The organism is Corynebacterium glucuronolyticum DSM 44120, from assembly GCF_030440595.1.
Classification (GTDB): domain Bacteria; phylum Actinomycetota; class Actinomycetes; order Mycobacteriales; family Mycobacteriaceae; genus Corynebacterium; species Corynebacterium glucuronolyticum.
This window is the reverse complement of record NZ_CP047452.1, coordinates 1,644,787-1,665,072: the sequence shown is the minus strand read 5'-3', so window position 1 is coordinate 1,665,072 and position 20,286 is coordinate 1,644,787. Positions and strand designations below refer to the sequence as shown.

Annotated in this window: 15 protein-coding genes; 4 read left to right on the top strand and 11 right to left on the bottom strand. The window is 55.8% G+C overall.

Features of this window, described 5'->3' with window-relative positions:
* Positions 1–54 precede the first annotated feature (54 nt).
* From CGLUCO_RS07370 to lexA, 4 genes are all read right to left on the bottom strand, one after another.
* A complete protein-coding gene (locus CGLUCO_RS07370) occupies positions 55–1,017 on the bottom strand; it encodes a 1-phosphofructokinase family hexose kinase (RefSeq protein ID WP_005389773.1) in 963 nt (320 codons plus the stop codon).
* Positions 1,014–1,844: a DeoR/GlpR family DNA-binding transcription regulator gene (locus CGLUCO_RS07365; RefSeq protein ID WP_005394169.1), complete on the bottom strand. Its 831-nt coding sequence runs from the start codon at positions 1,842–1,844 to the stop codon at positions 1,014–1,016. The genes CGLUCO_RS07370 and CGLUCO_RS07365 overlap by 4 nt, the downstream gene beginning before the upstream one ends.
* 350 nt (positions 1,845–2,194) lie before the next feature.
* Positions 2,195–2,977 (bottom strand): transcriptional regulator SugR, encoded by a 783-nt coding sequence (sugR, locus tag CGLUCO_RS07360; RefSeq protein ID WP_198481406.1) that lies wholly within the window; start codon positions 2,975–2,977, stop codon positions 2,195–2,197.
* A gap of 430 nt (positions 2,978–3,407) precedes the next feature.
* Positions 3,408–4,118, bottom strand: coding sequence for a transcriptional repressor LexA (lexA, locus tag CGLUCO_RS07355; RefSeq protein ID WP_005389778.1), 711 nt, complete (start codon positions 4,116–4,118; stop codon positions 3,408–3,410).
* 273 nt (positions 4,119–4,391) lie between these two features.
* On the opposite strand from lexA, the gene CGLUCO_RS07350 reads away from it, so the two are divergent.
* Both CGLUCO_RS07350 and nrdR read left to right on the top strand, forming a co-directional pair.
* Positions 4,392–4,772, top strand: coding sequence for a hypothetical protein (locus CGLUCO_RS07350; protein WP_143336867.1), 381 nt, complete (start codon positions 4,392–4,394; stop codon positions 4,770–4,772).
* Between the two features lie 96 nt (positions 4,773–4,868).
* Complete coding sequence (nrdR, locus tag CGLUCO_RS07345) at positions 4,869–5,333, top strand: transcriptional regulator NrdR (protein ID WP_034989021.1); 465 nt, start codon at positions 4,869–4,871, stop codon at positions 5,331–5,333.
* A 7-nt stretch (positions 5,334–5,340) separates the two neighbouring features.
* Here nrdR and hrpA read toward each other — a convergent pair whose 3' ends face one another.
* The 6 genes from hrpA to CGLUCO_RS07315 form a co-directional block, all read right to left on the bottom strand.
* Entirely contained in the window at positions 5,341–9,363 is a 4,023-nt protein-coding gene (gene hrpA / locus CGLUCO_RS07340; RefSeq protein ID WP_198481408.1) for an ATP-dependent RNA helicase HrpA, read from the bottom strand.
* A gap of 149 nt (positions 9,364–9,512) precedes the next feature.
* On the bottom strand, positions 9,513–10,451 hold the full coding sequence (locus tag CGLUCO_RS07335) for a hydrogen peroxide-inducible genes activator (protein ID WP_231286044.1): 939 nt from the start codon (positions 10,449–10,451) through the stop codon (positions 9,513–9,515).
* A gap of 543 nt (positions 10,452–10,994) precedes the next feature.
* Positions 10,995–11,648 (bottom strand): LysE family translocator, encoded by a 654-nt coding sequence (locus CGLUCO_RS07330; protein ID WP_034989066.1) that lies wholly within the window; start codon positions 11,646–11,648, stop codon positions 10,995–10,997.
* Between the two features lie 179 nt (positions 11,649–11,827).
* Positions 11,828–12,250, bottom strand: coding sequence for an ankyrin repeat domain-containing protein (locus tag CGLUCO_RS07325; protein ID WP_005389788.1), 423 nt, complete (start codon positions 12,248–12,250; stop codon positions 11,828–11,830).
* Between the two features lie 11 nt (positions 12,251–12,261).
* Positions 12,262–14,763 carry a DEAD/DEAH box helicase gene (locus tag CGLUCO_RS07320; RefSeq protein WP_084036348.1) on the bottom strand — a complete coding sequence of 834 codons (2,502 nt, stop codon included), beginning with the start codon at positions 14,761–14,763 and terminating at the stop codon, positions 12,262–12,264.
* 149 nt (positions 14,764–14,912) lie between these two features.
* The gene (locus CGLUCO_RS07315; protein ID WP_005389792.1) at positions 14,913–16,085 is read right to left on the bottom strand and encodes a PAC2 family protein; all 1,173 of its coding nucleotides are present in this window, start codon (positions 16,083–16,085) and stop codon (positions 14,913–14,915) included.
* Positions 16,086–16,680: 595 nt separating this feature from the next.
* Between CGLUCO_RS07315 and CGLUCO_RS07310 the strand changes: the two genes are divergently transcribed.
* Both CGLUCO_RS07310 and CGLUCO_RS07305 read left to right on the top strand, forming a co-directional pair.
* Positions 16,681–17,970: a DUF4192 domain-containing protein gene (locus CGLUCO_RS07310; RefSeq protein WP_232621836.1), complete on the top strand. Its 1,290-nt coding sequence runs from the start codon at positions 16,681–16,683 to the stop codon at positions 17,968–17,970.
* A gap of 691 nt (positions 17,971–18,661) precedes the next feature.
* Positions 18,662–18,817, top strand: coding sequence for a hypothetical protein (locus CGLUCO_RS07305; RefSeq protein ID WP_159447581.1), 156 nt, complete (start codon positions 18,662–18,664; stop codon positions 18,815–18,817).
* Between the two features lie 65 nt (positions 18,818–18,882).
* On the opposite strand, the gene galE is transcribed toward CGLUCO_RS07305, so the two are convergent.
* Complete coding sequence (galE, locus tag CGLUCO_RS07300) at positions 18,883–19,860, bottom strand: UDP-glucose 4-epimerase GalE (protein ID WP_005389802.1); 978 nt, start codon at positions 19,858–19,860, stop codon at positions 18,883–18,885.
* Positions 19,861–20,286 lie beyond the last annotated feature (426 nt).

Genomic DNA, 20,286 nt, shown 5'->3' with positions numbered 1-20,286 from the left:
AGTGACCGTGCATCCAGAGGGTGCACGATGAAATGATGTCTATACGTTTTACGATTACAGCGCGCGGGCTGCGGTCTGCTCCAGATTGATCTGGTCGGGAGCGGGAATCGTTGTTCCCGGCAGTGCTGTCGCTGCGGAACCGTAGGCGACAGCCATCGCCGCACTCTCCACCATCGGCTTTCCCAAGTGGCGGGCACGCAGGAATCCAGCAAGGGAGCTATCGCCAGCGCCCACTGTGGAAACTGGATCGGTCGGAGGGGGAGTGGCGAGGAACGAGCCCTCGGGCGACACAAGCAGAGCGCCGGCGGCCCCGAGAGTGATCAGGGCTAGCTGAACGCCCTTGGCCTGAAGCGTGTTCGCTGCCTCGATAACGGGGCCGTAGGAACCGTTCTTACCAGCAGTCTCCAGTGCGTTGCCGTCGATGCCGAGGATCTGCCCAAGCTCGAAAGCATTCGGCTTAATAAGATCCGGGGATGTCTCCGGGAACGAGGCTGCCAGTTCCTGCAGTGGCCGATCTGAGGTATCGACGCAGATGAGCACCTTGGGAGTCTCCCGGCGGAGAACACGCACCATGTGCGCGTACCAATCGGTCGGCAGACCAGGTGGCAGCGATCCTGCGAAGACGACGATGTCTGCTTCGCGGGCCTCCTCCAGAATGGCGTGTTCGAAAGCAGCGCGCTCGTCTGCAGACAGCTCCGCGCCACCCTCATTCAGCTTCGTCGTCGTTCCATCGGGTTCACACAACGTCACGTTTGTGCGTACCTGGCCAGCGATGTCTACGCGACGCTGGGGAACACCGGTACGATTTAACAAACCGATGAAATAATCGTCGGCGTGCGCTGGGAAAATGGCCTTGGTTGGCACATCCGCCTTGTGCAGCGCGACCGATACGTTGATGCCCTTGCCACCGGCAACGGACTCGTGGCCCGTGAGGCGGTGGACAGAGTCTCTTTCCAGGAAACCTGGAAGATACAGCGTTTGGTCAATTGACGGGTTAGCCGTCACAGTAACAATCATGCAGTAACAACCTTTATGTTGTATTGGAAACAGGTTTCTAGAAATTCCCGTGGCGCGTGAATATCCGTCACGATCGCGTCAACCGTGGTCAACTGGGCGAAGGTGACAAGAAAGTCGCGTCCGATCTTGGAAGAATCAACAAGGGCAACCGTCTTCTTTGCCGAGCGAGCGATGGCGCTCTTAACGGCAGCCTCCGTTGGATCCGGTGTAGAAAAGCCGTGGGAGGGAGTCACGCCATTTGCAGCGATGAAGGCGATATCTGCTCGTAGTGAGTAAAAGTGGCGCGCGGCCGCCTCGCCAACGATTGCCCGTGTATACGGCCGAACGTTGCCACCGACGACGTTGACACCGGTAAGCCCGCCACCAGAAAGAATCTCAGCGACCGGCATAGAATTAGTCACAAACGTGGACCCTTTGTCCGGTGACGAATGGCGTAGAGCTGCTGCGAGGGCAGCGGTAGTAGTCCCGGCGTCAATTGTGATGGAACACGGCCCCGAGGGGATCAGCTCCAGTGCTGCACGAGCGATAGCCGATTTTTCCGGCACGTGCTGCTGTGTCTTATCGGAGTACGCGGTTTCTTCGCGGTAGCTTGGCGCAGCGACCTGAACAAGGTTTGCTGTGTAACTATCGGGCTCACTTCCCTCATGTGTCGGCGGTATTGCTCCGCCGTGCACTCGGCGTACGAGACCCATTTTTTCCAACTTGGCTAAATCTCGTCTCGCCGTCTCGGGGGCAACGCCACACGCCTTTGCAAGCGATGGAACGCTGACATGGCCGTCTCGAGCGAGCGAAGTTTCAATGAGCTCTTGGCGTTCTGAAAACCTCATGCGTCTCCTCCTTCCTAACATGCGCCACACCACCCAGCGTGAAGCAGAGCCTGATCTGGTGTTGTCCTATCGACTTCACTTGGTGCGATCTTTGCGATCCCACTTGAAAACTGAGGGAAACCGGACATCGTGAGAGGTGGGAAATTCCTCTGGGGTGTACCCGGAATGTGGCAGTCTACAAAGTGGTTAACGACCTGTGCTTACACTGTAACGCGCACATGTGTGGATTAGAAGGTGTGCATGAATAATGAGACTTAGGACACGTGCAAAATGTGTGAAAACGGGCAAAGGTTGAGGGGTGCGAAGAAAAGCCGAGGGAATGTGGCTTCCCTCGGCTTGTGCGTTGATGTTTAAGCGTCTGCGATAATGACGTTGATGGAGCGTTCTCGCATCGCGTCTACGAAACTCTGAGGTGCTCCGGTATCGGTGATGACAACGTCGATGTCATCAAGGGAGGCAAAAGAGACAAGGTAGTCGGAGCCCATCTTGGTGGAGTCGCACAGAGCGACAACGGTGCGGGCGTTGGTGATCATTGCTCTCTTCACCGCAGCCTCCTGGCTATCGGCTGTGGACAGTCCGTGGTCCAAGGTCAGCGCGTTGGTGCCGATAAAAGCGACATCTGCCCGCATGAGCGCCAGAGCGCGCAGTGCCGTATCGCCGACTACAGCCTGGGTGATGGCTCGAACGCTGCCACCAAGCAGCTGGACCTCGTCCAATCCGGCAGAGGCAAGATCGAGTGCAATAGACAGACAATTAGTAACGATGGACCACTTCTTAGCGTCCGGGTGCTCTGCGAGCATGTGGGCCAGTTGCATGACTGTGGTTCCCGCATCAAGGAACATTCCTCCTTGTGGTTCAGGGAGGAACTTCAGTGCCGCCTTGGCAATATCGTGCTTTGCTCCCGAAGCGCTGCGTGCGCGGATGTCTACGCTTCGTTCCGTGGTCTGGTAATTCTGGCTAGCAACCGCGCCACCGTGAACGCGGTGAACGGCACCCTCCTGATTGAGGACAGCGAGATCCCTACGGATTGTCTCGGCAGTGACGTTAAACCTTTCTGCAAGCTCGGTTACGTTCACGCGACCTTCGACCGCGGTCAGCGAGGTGATCTGTCGCCTACGTTCTTCTGCATACACTTGTCGGTCACTCCATTCCTAGCTCGGCCCTGCAGTAAACCCCTTAAGGGCGTACCCGGTCTGTTTTGTGCCACGCTTTGCGAAATACAGAGGATTACTCACCGCAAATCAGCAGCAATCGGGCATTGATACGGTGTCTCCTAATCAAAACCAACACTATTGTGGCATTAAATTTGTGGGATTGCTTACGTTCGGGCATGCGTGTTTGGTAATTCGTCGCGAAGATGGGCAGTGCCAGAAGCCTGCCCTAAATTTGAGGAACCCCTCTGTAGTGCGAAATTAAGCGTCGTAAGAAGATTTCGAATGGGCAAACAAAAATGGTTAGATGTCTATGCGGGCATGCCTCTTACCCTCATGTGGGGGAGAGGGGAATGGGGCAAAGAAAAACCGTCCAGTCGATGAAAAACTCGGCTGGACGGTGCGGAAGATTTTAGTAGCTACGGAAAACGGCGGTTACAATGCCGAGAATCTCTGCGTCATTGCCGGGAATCGGGTCAAAGCTTTCGTTGTAGGGCAGAAGCCACACGCCCGTCGAGTCCTTGTGGAATTCCTTCACCGTCGCTTCGCCGTCGATGAGCGCGGCTACAAAGTCGCCCTTTTCTGCGATGGACTGCCTTTTGCAAATGACCCAATCGCCATCCATGATTCCGGCGTCCTTCATCGAGCGCCCGTTAACTTCCAGCATGAAAAGTTCGCCATCACCTACGAGTTCTGATGGTAGAGGCATATATTCCTCAATCGTCTCCTCGGCGAGAACGGGGAGACCGGCGGAAATGGTCCCTACAACAGGGATGTATGCCGGTGCAACGAAGCCTTCCTTGAGTACACCGTCCTCGTCGATAGAAACTTTGGATTTCTCGGGTGCGGTTTCGCGGAGGTGACGGACATCTACGGCACGGGGTTTATTCGGATCGCGTTTAAGGAAACCCTTCTTCTCGAGCTCCTTCAGCTGGTAGGCAACCGATGACGTGGACTGGAGTCCAGTGGCATCACCAATCTCGCGAATACTCGGCGGATATCCACGGAGGGCGACGGAATCCCTAATTACCTCCATAATGCGCTTTTGGCGGTCTGATAGCACTCGCTGGTCAAGATGTTTCTTCCCGCTAGCGTGCTCTGCGCGCTTCTTCCTCGTTGCCATATTCTTCCTTACCCGCGTCTTGCAATTGCCGGTGTGATTATGGATCGACCGTTGCGTTCGGTGATGTCCATTATCGAGTTCTTAGTCTAGCAAAGATACAACAGGTGTTCGAGAGGGGAACGGGGGTGGGCAGTTCGGACGGCGCGAACGAGTCTTTACAAGGACGACCACATGTTCTAATATGGGGCATGTGTTCGAAAACTAGTGAAGCGTGTGTGTGTCGATATGTAAAGTAGGGCCCGCACAGAGAAGAAAGCGTAAGGAAGGTTTACTATGGCTATTGTTACCAGTGGATTAAAGGGCGCGAACGGGATGGTTGGGTACCGCCGCGAGGTGGCGTGCCCGGTTGCTGTGTGGAATGGCGGTACGCCAGTAGGGGTGCGTCGCAGTGGCCACACTGTTCGAACTTTACATGGCGAACATCGAACATTCGCACGAGCGGATGAAGAAACGGCACGCACGCACAAATCATCGAACGAAAATACGGTGGGTGCACATACGTCTTCGGTGTCGTCGCTCACAGCAAAGATGAGGGATATGGGTATTGGGCTTCTTTTCGGTCTCGTACTTATAGGCTCGCTTTTCATCGGATCTGGGGAGCAGACCCCTAACAATGACATCGCGCAACTCGAAACGGCCCTCGTTGCGCAATAGCCCGCATCGATGGGGGCTTCCCCGTTGCTTGGCTAAACTGAGGGGCACAGCAGTGGAGTGGCTGCTCGTGGTTTAGTACACGCGATGAGGAGAGCTATGCATTGTCCGTTTTGTAAATGCTCCACCAGCAGAGTCATTGACTCACGGGTGGTAGATCAGGGGAGTGCCATCAGGCGCCGGAGGGAATGCCCGCAGTGTAAAGGGCGTTTTACGACAATGGAGCAGGCAGTGCTGCTCGTCCTTAAACGCAACGGACTGACGGAGCCTTTTAGCAGGGACAAAGTCATTCGCGGAGTTCGTCGTGCCTGCCAGGGAAGGTCTGTGTCGGAGGATTCGTTGAAGAAGCTCGCTCAAGAAGTGGAGCTGACCGTGCGGCAGAAAGGATCCTCGCAGATACCGGCAAACGATATCGGCAAGGCTATTCTGCGTCCGTTGAGGGATCTCGACGAGGTTGCCTATCTTCGCTTCGCTTCTGTTTATAAGTCATTCGACTCGGCAGACGATTTCGAGAAGGAAATCCGGGCGCTGAGGCGCGACGAAAGACGGGAAAATCGGCTCTAATGTGCAGCTAGAGCGCGGTGATTTGTTTAGAGATCTTCTTTTCCGATACTTTCGTCGCCGTGCCAAGACGTTGCGCGAATAGGCTCACTCGAAGTTCCTGGATGAGCCAGATGATATCCTTCACCTTTTTGCTGTGCCGGGCTGACTTCGGAAGCCGATTGAGCTTTGAAGAGAGCTGGCCGGCGAGCCGGTCAATAATGTCCTGCCGTTGTTCGTCTTTTTGGGGGTCGGCCTCGAGATCGTCGAGTCGGATTCGTGCAGCTTGAATGTAGCGCTGGAGATGTGTGAGCCTCTGAATCCCGAAGGTGGACACAGCGTTCTTCGGAACGATGATGTCGAGTTGTTTGCGAATGTCATCAATAGCAGGTCCGTCCCAATGGGTAAGTTCCTCACGGAGAGCCTCATATTCGTAAAGCGCCGGAGCAAGTGCTGTCACCGTTTGCCGAACATACGAAGGCACCTCGGCCTTTACCTTTGTCTTAAGCTCTTCGAATTGTTCGGGTGATCGGACAGGGCCACCGTGTTTGAGCATAAGGTCACGGATCGCCGCGATGCGGGCATCGTTGATAAGACCGTCGGCTCCACCGTGTGGGTAGTTTTCAACGGCTACCCTTTGTTGGAGTGGCAGACCCTTGAGCATGGACTTGGTACCGATAGTCACTGCGGAGATCAGCATGGTCATTGTGGCCTGTACCATCGACGCTTCTGCTGCGGCTTTTGTAGGCATTGCCTGCACCTTGAAGCCACCTTGATCGGCAACAAGGGCTGGGTATGCAGTTACGGTTTGCCCATCGACTTCTGTGTCAACGGTTTCCGGCACATCTCCTAGGTTCTCCTTCGTCCATGATTGCACGAGACTTGACGAAGATGATCGGGCAGCTTTGCCTATCGACGATCGAATCTGACCCGAACGTCGGTTCTGCAAGGCCCGGAGGTCCTTGTCCGAGTCTGTGATTGTGCCTTGCTTGTCTACGGCCGCGAATGTTACTTGCACATGAGGAGGCAAGGAGCCGAGATTGAAGTCAGTTTCCTCCAGGTTGCGCAGTCCGAGGGAGCGGAAAATGGAGGTAAGCTGCTCCACGAGTGTTCCCTCGTAGGGAATCAACCGTGGCAAGACTTTAGCGGCGTAATCAGGGGCCGGTACGAGGAGTCTGCGATACTGCTTGGGCAAGCACCGGATGAGCTCAGTAACTAGTTCCAGGCGCAGGCCGTGCACCTGCCAGGTGAATGGTTCCGGATCGACAGTAGCAAGAAGAGGAAGTGGAATCCGCACCGTCACACCGTCAAAGGGAGACCCGGGCTCGAAGTGGTAGGACAGCTCAAACTCGAGCGATCCCTGACGCCAGGCATCTGGGAAACTCTCCTCGGCCACCGTATCGGCTTCGGGGTTGATGAGCTTGTCAATGTCGAAATCCAACAGGTGGGGGCTTTTCTGCTTTCGCCTCTTCCACCAGTGGTTAAAGCGGATCTCTGACGTGATGTGGCTGGGCAGAATCCGATCATAAAAGGCAAATAGGGTGTCATCGTCCACGGTGATATCGCGACGACGAGCCTTTTCCTCCAGATCCCGCACCTGTTCCAACTTATCCTGGTTTTCGTGGAAGAAGCGGTGGTGCGTGATCCATTCTCCCTGAACCAGTGCATGACGAATAAACATGTCCCGTGCAGCTTCCTCATCGACGGCACCGTACTGCACGAGGCGGTCAGCGATAATCGGAACTCCGTACACAAGGGTCTTCTCGTGTACCATCGCCGCTGAACGCTTCTTAGACCAGGTCGGTTCCGAATACGTCCGCTTGAGAAGGTGTGGAGCCAAACCCTCCACCCACTCCGGATTGATGGCTGCGACGCCACGTGCCCACAGGCGGGATGTGTCAACGAGTTCAGCAGCCATGATGAATTCCGGAGGCTTCTTTGCCAGCCCCGAGCCGGGGAAAATGAGGAAAGATGTGCCTCGTGCGCCGGAAAACTCCTTGGAATCGCCTTTCCTCACACCGATGTGTGAAAGCAAACCACTGAGCAGTGCCTTGTGAATGGAATCGGAATCCGTGAAGTAAGCGTGCGCTGCGTCCACAGGCGACAGGGGAGCAGCACCAGCTGCGGCCTTTTTACTCTGCCGTGACCCTTCGCCACATCCTAGATTCGGAGGTGCAGTGAGGTCTGGGATGTCTTCGCACCACAGCGCGTTTGTGTCCACGTTCCAGTACAAGTCCTCGTACACGCTGACAAGTTGGCGGATGAGATCTCGCCACTCGCGAGAGCGCATGTAGTGCAGGTATTCGCGTTGCAGGCGTTTACGAAATTGGTTACCGGAGAGCCTGGATCGAAGTGAACACAGGTAGGCCCATAACGCCAGGTATCCCATGAGGTCCGATCCCTTGTCCTTGAATCGAGAGTGCATCTGGTCAGCTTGCTGTTGCTTGTCCAGCGGACGTTCACGAACATCCTGCAGTGTGAGTGCTGCGACAATGATGGTAACAGGGGCGAGTACATGCATTTTTTCAGCTTCAATGAGCATCCGGGCCAGGCGGGGATCCACGGGGATACGAGCGATTTGTCGGCCAACGGCGGTGAGGCGAGGAGATTCGTCCCCCGGCTTTTGCTCATTAATAGCACCGAGCTCGAGGAGGAGCTGGATACCGTTGCGAATCGACTTTTCATCTGGGGCTTGAACAAACGGGAAGTTGCGGATGTCGCCGAGTCTGAGCAGTGCCATCTGGAGAATGACGCTTGCCAGATTTGTTCGGTGGATTTCTGGATCCGTAAATTCGGGCCGGGACGCGAAGTCTTCCTCCGAATAGAGCCGGATCGCGATGCCGTTGGCTACACGTCCGCATCGACCAGAGCGCTGGTTGGCGGATGCCTGACTGGTTGGTTCAATCGGCAAGCGTTGCACCTTGGTCCGGTTGGAGTAGCGAGAAATTCGGGCCAGTCCGGTATCCACAACATAGTGGATGCCCGGAACCGTCAGAGACGTCTCGGCGATATTTGTAGCTAATACGATACGGCGGCCTCGGTGAGGGGAGAAGACGCGGTGCTGCTCTGCGTTGGAAAGCCTGCCGAATAGGGGAGTTACCTCGACGTTTTTAAACTTCCTGGCCGAGATAGCATCGAGCGCGTCCCGGATGTCTCGCTCTCCGGCAAAGAAGCAGAGGATGTCTCCTGGCCCCTCCTGCATGAGTTCCTCTAGAGCAGCGAGTAACCCATCGAGCTCATCGATGGCTACCTCCTTATCGCCGTGAATCTCTACGAGCGGACGGTAACGGATTTCCACGGGGTAGGTTCGTCCGGAAACTTCGATGATCGGCGCGGGTCTTCCGCTACGATCCGCGAAGTGGCGGGCGAAGCGTTCCGGATCGATGGTGGCTGATGTGATAATCACCTTGAGGTCCGGGCGCTTGGGCAGGAGCCTTTTGAGGTAGCCCAGGATGAAGTCAATGTTGAGCGACCGTTCGTGTGCCTCGTCGATGATGATGGTGTCGTAGGCGTTGAGGAACCGATCACGCTGCATTTCAGCGAGCAGGATGCCGTCGGTCATAATTTTTACGGCGGTGTGGGGGCCCACTTTGTCATCGAAGCGGATTGCATAGCCGACAGACTCCCCGATGTTCTGTCCAACCTCCTCTGCAATTCGCTCTGCTACTGTACGGGCAGCGAGCCTCCGGGGCTGGGTATGGCCAATCATTCCGCGGCGACCGCGCCCGATTTCGAGACAAATTTTAGGGATTTGGGTTGTTTTGCCGGAACCGGTTTCGCCGGCAATGATTACTACTTGATTATCGCGAATCGCAGCGGCGATATCGTCAACTCGTCGACTCACCGGTAGCTCCGGCGGGTACGTTACCGTGGGAATGCGTGAGGTGACCCCCGCGATTCTCTTCTCCGCGTGAGTGAGGTCCTTTTTAATAGCCTCGAGCGCACGGTCGGTGCGAGCTTTTTTCAGCCGTGCGCGAAAGCGCCTTTCATCCTGGATGCGGACACTGGCGAGGCGGGCGTACAGAGATTTCTTGGACGTCGATGAGTTAGTCATGTCGCCGAACATTCTAGGTGGTGGTACAGGGACGTACCAAGTACGAGACAAAATAAAGCCGGTGTGCTACTAAAAGGTAACACACCGGGCGAGGGGCTAATGTGCCGAAGAACCGGCCTGAGCCTGAAGACTACAGTCCGAATGCCCTCCTATAGGTCCTTTTCCGGGACCGAGTCGTAGGCGTTCTTGAACACAGTACCCAGCTGCTCAATTTCTGCTGTGCGCGAGCTAGATGAACGGTGAACAAGGCCGATAGTGCGACGTGCGCCTGCTTCCGGATCGAAGGTGGCGAAAGCCAGGCCCGGGCGGTGAATCTCCGAGTGGAGGGCCGAAACGGGGAGAAGCGTAGAGCCCATGCCATTGGCGACACACTGGACGACGGTAGTGAGGCTGGCAGCGCGGGTAACCCGGCTGTACACACCTGGCTTGACATCGGCAGCTCGGCAGAGATCGATGATCTGGTCGCGGAGGCAGTGCCCATCGTCGAGAAGCAAAAGTTCCGTATCGTTGAGAGCTGTGATCTTGAGATTCTTGGCACCGGCTAGGTCGCTGTCCTTCGGAACGACGAGAACAAAAGGCTCCTCGTACAGCGGGATGTCAATGAGGCCGGAGGTATGCGATGGCAGGGCCATAAGGTTGACGTCAATGTGTCCGTCGCGCAGGGAGTCGATAAGGTGGTTCGTCTGATCCTCGACGATTCGTGGCTTAAGCTCGGGGTACTCTTCTTTGAGCGCGGTGAGCGCGTTGGGGAGGATGTACGGAGCCACTGTCGGGATAATCCCGATAGTTAGCGGGCCGGTCAGAGAACCGTCCGCGCCCCGCGCATGATTGTAGAACGCGTCGGCAGCTTCAAGCGTCTGCTTTGCGTAGGGAAGAAGAGCCTCTCCAACCGGGGTGACAAGCACGCGTCGAGTAGAGCGCTCAATGAGCTGGATTCCTAGACCGTTTTCCAGTGCAACGAGTGCCTGGCTGAGAGACGGTTGGGAAATATTCAGCTTATTTGCCGCTGCGCCGAAATGCTTGTTTTCCGCAATAGTAACGAAAGTGCGGATTTGGGCCAGAGTAGGTTTGTAGTCTTTGTTACTCATACCCATACAATAACCTATCGCTGGCCTTCCTAACCAAACTAATCACAGACCAAACTTAAAAAAATTCTTATTGAAAAATATAAGTGCAGGCCAGCGGGGGTAAAAACTTGGAGGTGAGTTATGTCACATCCTGCCGTTAGGTTGCTTAAGTGGTGAAAAATTTATTTCTCGTTAGTGCTTGGCACGCGCGTGGTAGCACCGGGCCTTAGGGCTAGAAACTGCACGTAGTTCGATGTTGTGAGGATGCGTGAAAGAGTCTGGCAATCTACTGTGGGTGTGTAATTTTCTGGATAAATAAGGCAGAAATTGGCCTAAAGTGGAAATTTTTCTAGATAAAAGTATTGCACAATGTTTCCGCGACGAGCAAATTTGGAAAAATCCAGGTCAAAGATTTGTGTGACAGTGCCTATAAGCGGATAAGCTAATTAATTTTTGGGACGTGTCCTGCTAGTCGCTGGGTAATGGGGGCGGAACCTAGTATTGCCTTACTTGACAGCTATTCGCGGAAGGAACTTTGAGGGGGAGGCGATGATGGCAAGAGAACTAGCGCGCGGAAAGCAACTGAACCGCCGCCTCGTAAAGGAACGTCGCGCCGACGATAGCGAAGATAGTACCGGACACCATGTCTATGTATGAGCCAGCTTTGAGTAGCCGTTGCTGAATCGCCTGCGTAGAAACAACCACTGCGAGGAGAGAGAAGAACACAAGCGTGGATAGTGACATTACAGCAATGATGGAGAGCGATACGGCGAGAGAAGGATCTGGCGGAACGAGCGGGGCGAAAAGGGAAAGGAGAATGAGCAGAAACTTGGGATTGGAAAGGTTGGTGAACAGACCGACGCGCACGGCCTGCATGATGGAGCGATTGGCTTCACCATCGCCCTCGTTTAGTAGCCGAAGATCGTTATTTCTGTTTTTCCACTCGCGCAACCCGGCGTGCGCTGTTTTGAAACCGAGGTAAAGGAGCCAAAGTCCGCCCAGCCCCTGAACGACCACCATGAACGAAGGGTGCGTGACGAGGATTGCTGCAATGCCCGCGACGGTGATCGTCACCCAGATGATATTTCCGATGGTGATGCCAACGGCTGCAGCCAGTGCACGCGATCGGGAGCGAACCGCTAAGCGGAGGACAAGAAAGATATCCGGTCCGGGTGCCACCATTCCCACGCAGTTGAGTACAAGCATGGTTACAAGCATCTTTGCCACGATTCGGATCCCTTCCAATATAAAAATCGGCTCATCGTTTTGCTCTGTGGACGAGCCTCGTTTGGTTATACCATAATGGCAGGTAGCTGAAGGGGGGGGGCAGGTCAGGTACGTCAATCCGCCGGTGCACGAGCGGACGCGGCGGCTAACGGTGGTTGGCCGACGTGCGTCTAGGCATCATCTGCTTCAAGCAGGTGAGCGCGCCCAAACATGGCAGCTGTCTCCCTCGCCGTCGGGTGACCGAGGTCAAGGTGTGCACCGGCCTTTTTTAGGTCCGTGACGATAGCGTCTTCGCCTTTGAACAGGGCGCCAGCAATAATGGACTGGTTTCGCTTGTTGAGCCTGTTAACATCGGCGCCGAGATCAATGAGGCCGCGAACCGCCGCGCGATTACCGCTGTACGCGGACAGCATGAGGAGTGTATTACCGTCCTCGTTGGTGAGATCGACGGGTACACCCGCGCGCACATATTCGAGGAGAAGCTCCGCATCCTCTGGTGTCGTGGAACGGGCAAGGTTGAATATTTTGGAGGCAAAGGCTACGGTCTCCTCGTCCATGCTGGGAGAATTCTGCGGGCTGGAGTTGTTGGTCATATGCTATCTTCCTAATTCTGTTCGATGACTAGGGAACTGAGCCGGACCTCTCCCTCAGCATCGGATGCATCGAGATCGACGGTTCCCACGAAAGCGAACGATCGATCGTCTTCCGGGTCTTTAATTATCTGTCGCACATGCCACGAACGGCCGTCCTCTTCCACACGGAAATACTCCTTGCCACGGGCGGCAGTGGTGAGGTCTACGTCGTCGTAGTCATCAAAGTAGTCGTCGAGTGCGAGGGAGATGTCAGGTTTGTCATCCAGATAGTCAATGAGCTCATCGAGTGTTTCCTCCTTCTCCAGGGCGAAAAGTTCAACCACGTGGAAGAAGTAATTGCGCACCATAATTGTGAACGCGCGTCGGTTCGCAGTGAGCGCGTTGGGATCGGTGACTCCAAAGGCCAGCTGCTTTTCCACTGTATCTTCTGACACAGGCGCATCCGGGTCTGCCATTTGTGCCCATTCGTCGATAAGCGACGAATCTACCTGCTGGATGATCTCGCCTAGCCATACGACAACGTCATCGAGGTCGTCGGTGTAATAGGCCTCAGGAACGGACTGTTTGAGTGTTCGCCAGGCATCAGTGAGGTAGCGAAGTACCTCTCCCTCCGAACGGGAAATCCCGAACTCGGCTACGAGATCAGAGAAGGTGAGGCCGTGTTCAATCATGTAGCGCACCACAGTCTTTGGCGTGAGCTCGTATTCGTGAACCCACGGGTGCCCTGCGGCGTACGTTTCATAGGCCTGGGTGAGAAGCTCTCCCAGGGGTTGCGGCCAGGTGACCTCATCGAGGATGGCGCGTCTCTCGTTGTAATCAACACCCTCGTCCTTGAGAGCAGCGTTCTCCTCACTGCGCTCTACGCGTTGCTGAGCCCGAAGAAGATTACGGGGATTTTCCAGAATGGATTCGAATACGCTGATCACATCCAGGGTGAAGGTGGGGGACTCCGGATCCAATAGCTCTAGCGCAGCGAGGGCGAACTGTCCGAGAGGCTGGTTGAGGGCGAAGTCGCGGGGCATGTCCTCGGTCAGCTCCACGCCGTTATCCGTGGACACGACTCCCGCCTCGACAAGCCCGCGGTACAGCTCGATTGCGGTGAGAATATCCCGGTTCTGCTGCTTACGCGTGTTATGCGATGTGCGCAACAGGTGGCGAAAGTGCTCGAAGGTGTCTCCCGTGCGGGCCAGCACGTTGATGATCATAGAGGTACTGACTCTGAACTGGCTTGTTAGCTGCTCAGGGGCGGCGGTGGTGAGCTTGTCAAAGGTCTCATCGCTCCACGTTACCTCGCCCTTCTTTACCTTCGCTTTGCGCAGTTTCTTGAGTTTCTTTTCGTCTTGTCCCGCTCGCTTGCGAAGTTTGTAGTTCTCAATTTCGTGTTCTGGGGCTTCAACGATGACGGTGCCCAAGGTGTCAAATCCAGCACGGCCTGCGCGTCCGGCGATCTGATGGAATTCGCGGGATTTGAGCACTCGACTGCGGAAACCGTCGTATTTAACGAGACCTGTGAATAAGACAGTTCGAATGGGGACGTTAATGCCTACGCCCAGCGTATCCGTCCCGCAGATCACTTTGAGCAATCCCGACTGGGACAGCCGTTCCACCAGTCGCCTGTACTTGGGTAGCATGCCTGCATGGTGGACACCGATGCCCTTGCGCAGGAGGCGGGAGAGTGTTTTGCCAAATTTGGTGGTGAAACGGAACGAGCCGATCTCTGCGGCGATGCGTTCCTTCTCCTCTTTGTTGCAAACATTAATGCTCGTCAGCGCCTGAGCCTGTTCAAGGGCTTCTCTCTGAGTGAAGTGCACGATGTACACCGGCACGGTGCCGGACTCCAGAAGATTTTCCACCGTTTCCTGGACGGGTGTGTACACATAGTGGAATTCAAGCGGAACAGGCCGTTCGGAACCTGTCACCTCGTTGGTGTCCCTTCCGGTGCGCTCAGTCAGATCTTCTCGCAAAGCGGTGGTATCACCAAGAGTGGCGCTCATGAGAAGGAACTGAGCCTTGGGGAGCTCGAGCAGTGGTACTTGCCATGCCCACCCACGTTGAGAATCGGCGTAGTAGTGGAACTCGTCCATGATGACCTGGTCAATATCGGCTTCAGCACCATCTCTGAGAGCGATGTTGGCGACAATTTCCGCGGTTGCACAGATGATGGGTGCCTTGCCATTAACAGTGGCATCACCTGTCATCATGCCGACGTTTTCTGGACCGAACATGGAGCACAAGGAGAAAAATTTTTCGCTGACAAGCGCCTTAATCGGGGCCGTGTAAAAGGAACGTTGACCGCGCGCCAGAGCGATGAAGTGAGCGGCGTTTGCCACCATCGATTTGCCGGAGCCGGTGGGGGTGGACAGAATGACGTTGTCCCCGGCCAGAATGCCCAGCGCTGCTTCTTCTTGGGCGGGGTACAGCTCGATCCCCTTGGAGCGGACGTAGTGGAGGAACGAGTCGAACGTCGCCTCGTCGACAAGCGATTCGGGGACCTCTTCGAGGTCGGGGAGCATCTGGGAGAGATTCACCGGGGACGTCCTTTCTCATCATGCAGTCGACTGGCTATCCATCCGAGGGCGTGCGAACAGTGCGCCACCCCGGATGGTTTCCAGAGTACTTGGGCAGGCCCACGCACGGTGACACCTGTCCAGCGGTTGTTCCGCTACTGGTGGTCGTCAGTCTCGTCGTCGGCAGAGGGAGAGCCTTCTGGCTTGTCGACGCCCTCCTCGGTCTCCCTATCCTCGTCCGTTTTTCGTTCGTGGTGCTCCGGATAAACAGCCGTTTCCTCGGTGAAAGAGCGCAGTGCTTCCCGTGGGTCGGTTGTGCCCGGGGCATCGGTCCTCTGTGCTGACGGCTCCTGCGTGTTTTCAGAGGCACGGGGCGGAAGCGCGCCGGGCTGTGGCGGAGTTTCCCGATCGGACACGGAAGCGAGGAATCGTTCAAACTCCTCACCGAGCTCTTCCGAGGTTGGGATTGCGGCTTCGCCCGGCAGTGCCATGCCCGGGTGTGCTTCTTGGAATTCCGCTAACCGCTCGTCGTACTGTTGCTCGAGAAGTCCAACTACTTGTTGAATCTCCCCGTTCTCGGCGGTCTGCTGGTACAGCTGTTCTTCCACCTTTTCTGCGTCCCTCTCCAGGACGTGGAGGGGGAGCTTCACGTTCGCGATGTCCTCTACGGCACGGAGGAGGTTGAGGGTTGCCTCGGGGTAAAAGGAACCGGAAACGTAGTTCGGCACCATTGCTGTGTACCCACCCGTTTTCTTTCCGCGCCTTTGCAGCACAGATTCGATCGTCAACTGCGCAGAACCGGGCAGGTGGACGATGGAGTCAAAGAAGATGTGTTTGTTCTTCAACGCTGGGAAATTGCCGTGTGCGGATACGACCATCGGCCGCGTGTGCGGAACCGCCATGGGAGCTGAGTATAGGCAGATCGTTTTGTCTACTCCGTACTTCTCCGCCAGATCTGCGACGGCCTGGGAGAAGCCGTCCCACCTAAGATCCGGCTCGGGACCAGACAGGAGCAGGAACGGGTGTCCTTCGACATCCCGCAGGACGCGGAGACCCAATTCAAGCTTGTCTACTCGGTCGATGTGCGAGTCCCGCAAGGTGACAGTTGGTCGCCGAGAACGATAATCGATGAGCTCGTCGTTGTTGAAGGATGCGACGAGTCGATTGTCGAGTGCGGCGAGCAGGTGGTCTGCAGCGGCTTCCACAGCATGCCCGGCATCGGCATAGCCTTGAAGAGCGACAATCATTGTGACAGTGGATTCGTGTGCGCCGGACACCTCCGGTGCTGGATATTCAAGCTCGTACATGGAGCGTTCTTTATCGGCCATGAGCTATTCCTTTCCATCTCCTCCACAACACAATGTGCCCGTAGCGTGCGAGCCCACATGCGTGTACGTCTCTTTGTGTGTAGCCATAAGCTACACCACGGTGGCATCAGTCTCGAAGTGCCCCGCACAGCCCGGTGGGGGGCCGTACAGTGAGGAGCCAAACCATGAGGTGTGTCAGCCCTCGCTCTGCCATAAACGAAGATCCCCGTTTCGGTCTCACCAGGTTGATTGGAGTCACCGCGAGTCGCCACTCTATGTATCTACAACAACGGTTACCTCGCTGAGATTATTCCCTATGCGAGGGAATCCATGCCAGTGTGCCTGTGGAAGCAGAGACACGTTTGCCAATGTGGTGTGGAGATGCCTCACACCAGTCGACGCCCGCCGGGTACAAGGTGTGACCAAGGGCACAATAGAAAAATATTTCATAAACCTATCAGACGAGGAGGGGAGCAATCTCTCCTGGTGGCGTGTATGTACGTTTCGCAGTTTTCCACAAGCTAGGCCTCGGCCCTGCATAAGGGATTATTGATATGTTTGAAAAGGCGCTGCTGGTGGCATGGTGCAGTCGCGGAGGTTTAGGGATAGTGAAGTCATGACAAAAAATGTTCTCGGCACACCAGCCCAAATTTTCGCAAATATTCCCGGTCTCCTGGGATTCTTTCCTGAGGAGTCCGTGGTTTTTCTCAACTTCACAGCAACGACAGCAGGCACGAAAGTCCGTCTGTCCCTCGATTTTGCATCCCGCGCCGACATCACAGATTGGCGCTCGATTGACCACGCTTGTGACATCATCGCACAGCACAAACCAGATTCCGTTTGGGCGTTGGTTATCGCCAAAAAGACCGATCCTTTCATCATTGATGAGACCTTGGATGAGATCGTCCAAAAGGCAGGTGAAACAAACTTCCCTCTGGCTGCAATCTGGGTAACAGAGGAGATCGCGACAGGAACTCCGTACTTCCTCGCCGGCACCCTGACAGGCGAGGATGGCACAAGTGTCATCCCCGATACCGGTGTCTGGGAGCACGGAACAATCTGTGATGTGGCGACTGCAGTCTCGACAAAGCAGATGGTGGGCGAGGGGAATCTTCCAGAGCTCACCCGGTCCGATGTCCTTGCTCGTTTCGCCCATGGGAACCCGTATGTGACGCTTTCCTCGTCGAAGCAAAAGAAGTTGACGCAGAAAGCACGTACGCTTGTAGGCGACATTCGCTTGGGCGGAAGCTCGTATGAGGTTCGCAACCTGTTTGTTGACTGTCTCGATGCTGCACGTGACGCGGAGTCGGAAACCGCTCTATTGAAAGCGAAGGATGCTCTTCTTTCGATGATTACGCTGATGAGCGACAAACTCACACGCGATCTCATCCTGGACATTGCTATCGAGCGAGCTGAGGACGCGCGCATGTTGTGCCTCGCGGTGGCAAAAACCGCGACAGGATTCGCAAGGCACAACGCGCTGTGCGTTTACGTGCTTGCAAGCATCGCGGCAGATGCAATGACCCATAACTTCGCCGCAGTCGAGGTAATCCTGAAGGAAGACCCGCAGCATGTACTGGCGCAGTGCATCGGCCAAGCGTGCATGCATGGGATTCATAGTGAGCTCCTGGAAGCCTGCCTCGAAGGAACCCACGAACTGCTGTCCGATATCGATGGCATCGACGACGATGACGACTATGACGATGAGGACGAGGACGATGACTTTGAGGAATTTCCGTACACCCTCTATGGAGAGAGCGCCATCGGTGGTGAACACCCTCCCGTGAAGGACGATGAGAGCGTCCGCTCTGAAAACGGGGGTACAGAGTCAACCGAGTGCGTGGGAAATGACACGGACGTTGCCGTCGACACGTGTGCGGATGGCAAGGTCAGAAAAGCAAGCTAGTCTCCGCACGGACGCTGTCTCCTTGCACATCGGGAACCAACAAAAGTGAAAGGTCGTGGGGAAGACCAAGCGGGGACGGGGACTGCGGGGGATATCTGGGGATAGGAAAGGAAAAAAGGGGAGTATGACAAGGGGGAATCGATAAGCATGACACGGATCCGATCGCCTGCCACGTTGGTTGCGGTGTTGTCACGATGAAAAAGTTCGATGCCAATAATACATCTCTGGCAGCACGATTGTGAATCACGAGCACATCTGTGACGGCTAACGTAGCCAGGTGCGTGTACTCAAATAGAAAAATGCATAGTGTATCTACCAAAACATGAAGAAGTCGCGTACCTCTGCAGGGGGATAGATGCCGGAGGGGGTGCCCAGGCATCGAATGGATTCGGAGGACAACGTAATCGGAGGTGTGAGGTAGGGATGGTGCAAATCGGGGAACGTGGGGGAGTTCATCGGGGGCATTCCTACCCCGACGTCGGCGGGTAGGGGAGGAGCCCGTGGGGGAATTGGTAGATACTCTCGTGGAACGCTTCGGGGGCGGCGTTCCACGAAAACAGTGCACACCTCGGGGGAATGGGATCGGGGAGAGAAAGGAGAAATACGAGCGGGATAAAAGAAAAGGAAAGACCAAGGGCCTGCGCCTGTTACCTAGCGCAGGCCCTTGGCGTGCCTTGACGTGGTTTAAGAGATGGCTATGCCAGATCCCGCAGCAGTCAGTGGCTGGAACGGTCCTGTCCCCCTCGGTCGCTCCAACCGTCGCTATCACGCATGTGTGGCAAAGGTCGTCGTACTGCACCCGTTCTTCGGACGGGAAAAGCGTTCCGGATATGAGCGCGCTGCGTGACTTGGGCACACCTTCCGAGATGGATCCACCGCGGGTGCACACGCAAAGGTTAGGCGCAGGGTTGCCTACTTACGGAGGAAATGCATGTCTGCGTTCTTGGTGAACTCCCAGGCATCCTGCACAATGTTGTGCAGGGTAGTGCGGGTCGGGTTCCAGCCCAGTTCCTGCTTGATTTTTTCCGAGCTAGCGACAAGTACAGCGGGGTCACCTGCGCGCCGGGGAGCGACTTCGGCGGGAATAGGGTGCCCGGTGACTTCCCGGCACGCCTCAATAACCTCCTTGACTGAGTACCCGTCGCCAGAGCCGAGGTTATAAATCCGGTGTGTGGACGGCTGGTTTGACGTTAGAGCAAGGACATGGGCATCAGCGAGATCGCGGATGTGAATGTAATCGCGGACGCAGGTACCGTCCTTTGTCGGCCAGTTATCACCGAAAATCTTGATATCCTTGCGGGCTCCGAGGGGAACCTGCAGGATCAGCGGGATCAGGTGGGTTTCAATCTCACGATTCTCGCCGATGGAACCGTAGGCACCTGCAACGTTGAAGTAGCGGAGACTCGTTGCGGCCAGCCCATAGGCAGTGCAGTAGGAGGAAATTGCGTAGTCGATGGCCAGCTTCGTGGCCCCGTATGGGTTCGTTGGCTGTGTGGGGAAATCCTCTGTGATCGGGACTGTTTCCGGCTCGCCGTACGTGGCGGCGGTTGAAGAAAAGACGAGGCTGGAAACATCGTGTGCGACCATCGCGTCAAGCAGTGTGAGCGTCGTGACCATGTTGTGGTTCCAGTATTCGGCCGGCTTTTCCACAGATTCACCAACGAGGGACCGGGCGGCGAAATGGAGCACGCCGTCGTAGGAATCGGCGGAGAGGACATCATCGATGACATCTCGTACGTCGCCTTCAACAAGATGAGCATCGGGATGGACGGCATCGCGGTTACCAGTAGAGAAGTTGTCTACGATGGTGACATCGTGGCCTGCTTCAATAAGGACTGCCGTGCACACACTACCGACGTAGCCTGCGCCTCCCGTGACAACGAGTTTCATCTGTAAAAACCTACCTTTTTCGTGGTGGTGAAGGACACCGTTGTACTCTGCGTCTAACTGAGGGCTCCGTGACTGTCGACTGCGACAGCGGAGTAGGAACCGGCAGGTACTGGTGCACCGGAACAACGCATACTAGTCTACAACGGGCAGTACTCGTACAGGGTTTCCCCGCAGATAGACGTGATCGTCTATCGTGGATCGCGCGTTCGCCCACATTTCTGATTCGCGTATAGAAACAAGAAAGAAGATATCCCCAGACCACGCGAGCATCTGTGTCCATGGGCGTTGCCCGTAGTCCTGAGAGTTATCGGGTTCTCCGGTGGTAAAAGCGGAGAAGATGCCCAGCGATTACGGCCCTGACAGCAGGCGTGATCAAGCGTAGGGGATACGAAAAGAGGTGCCGGGGGTTTGTTGGCGGCACCTCAG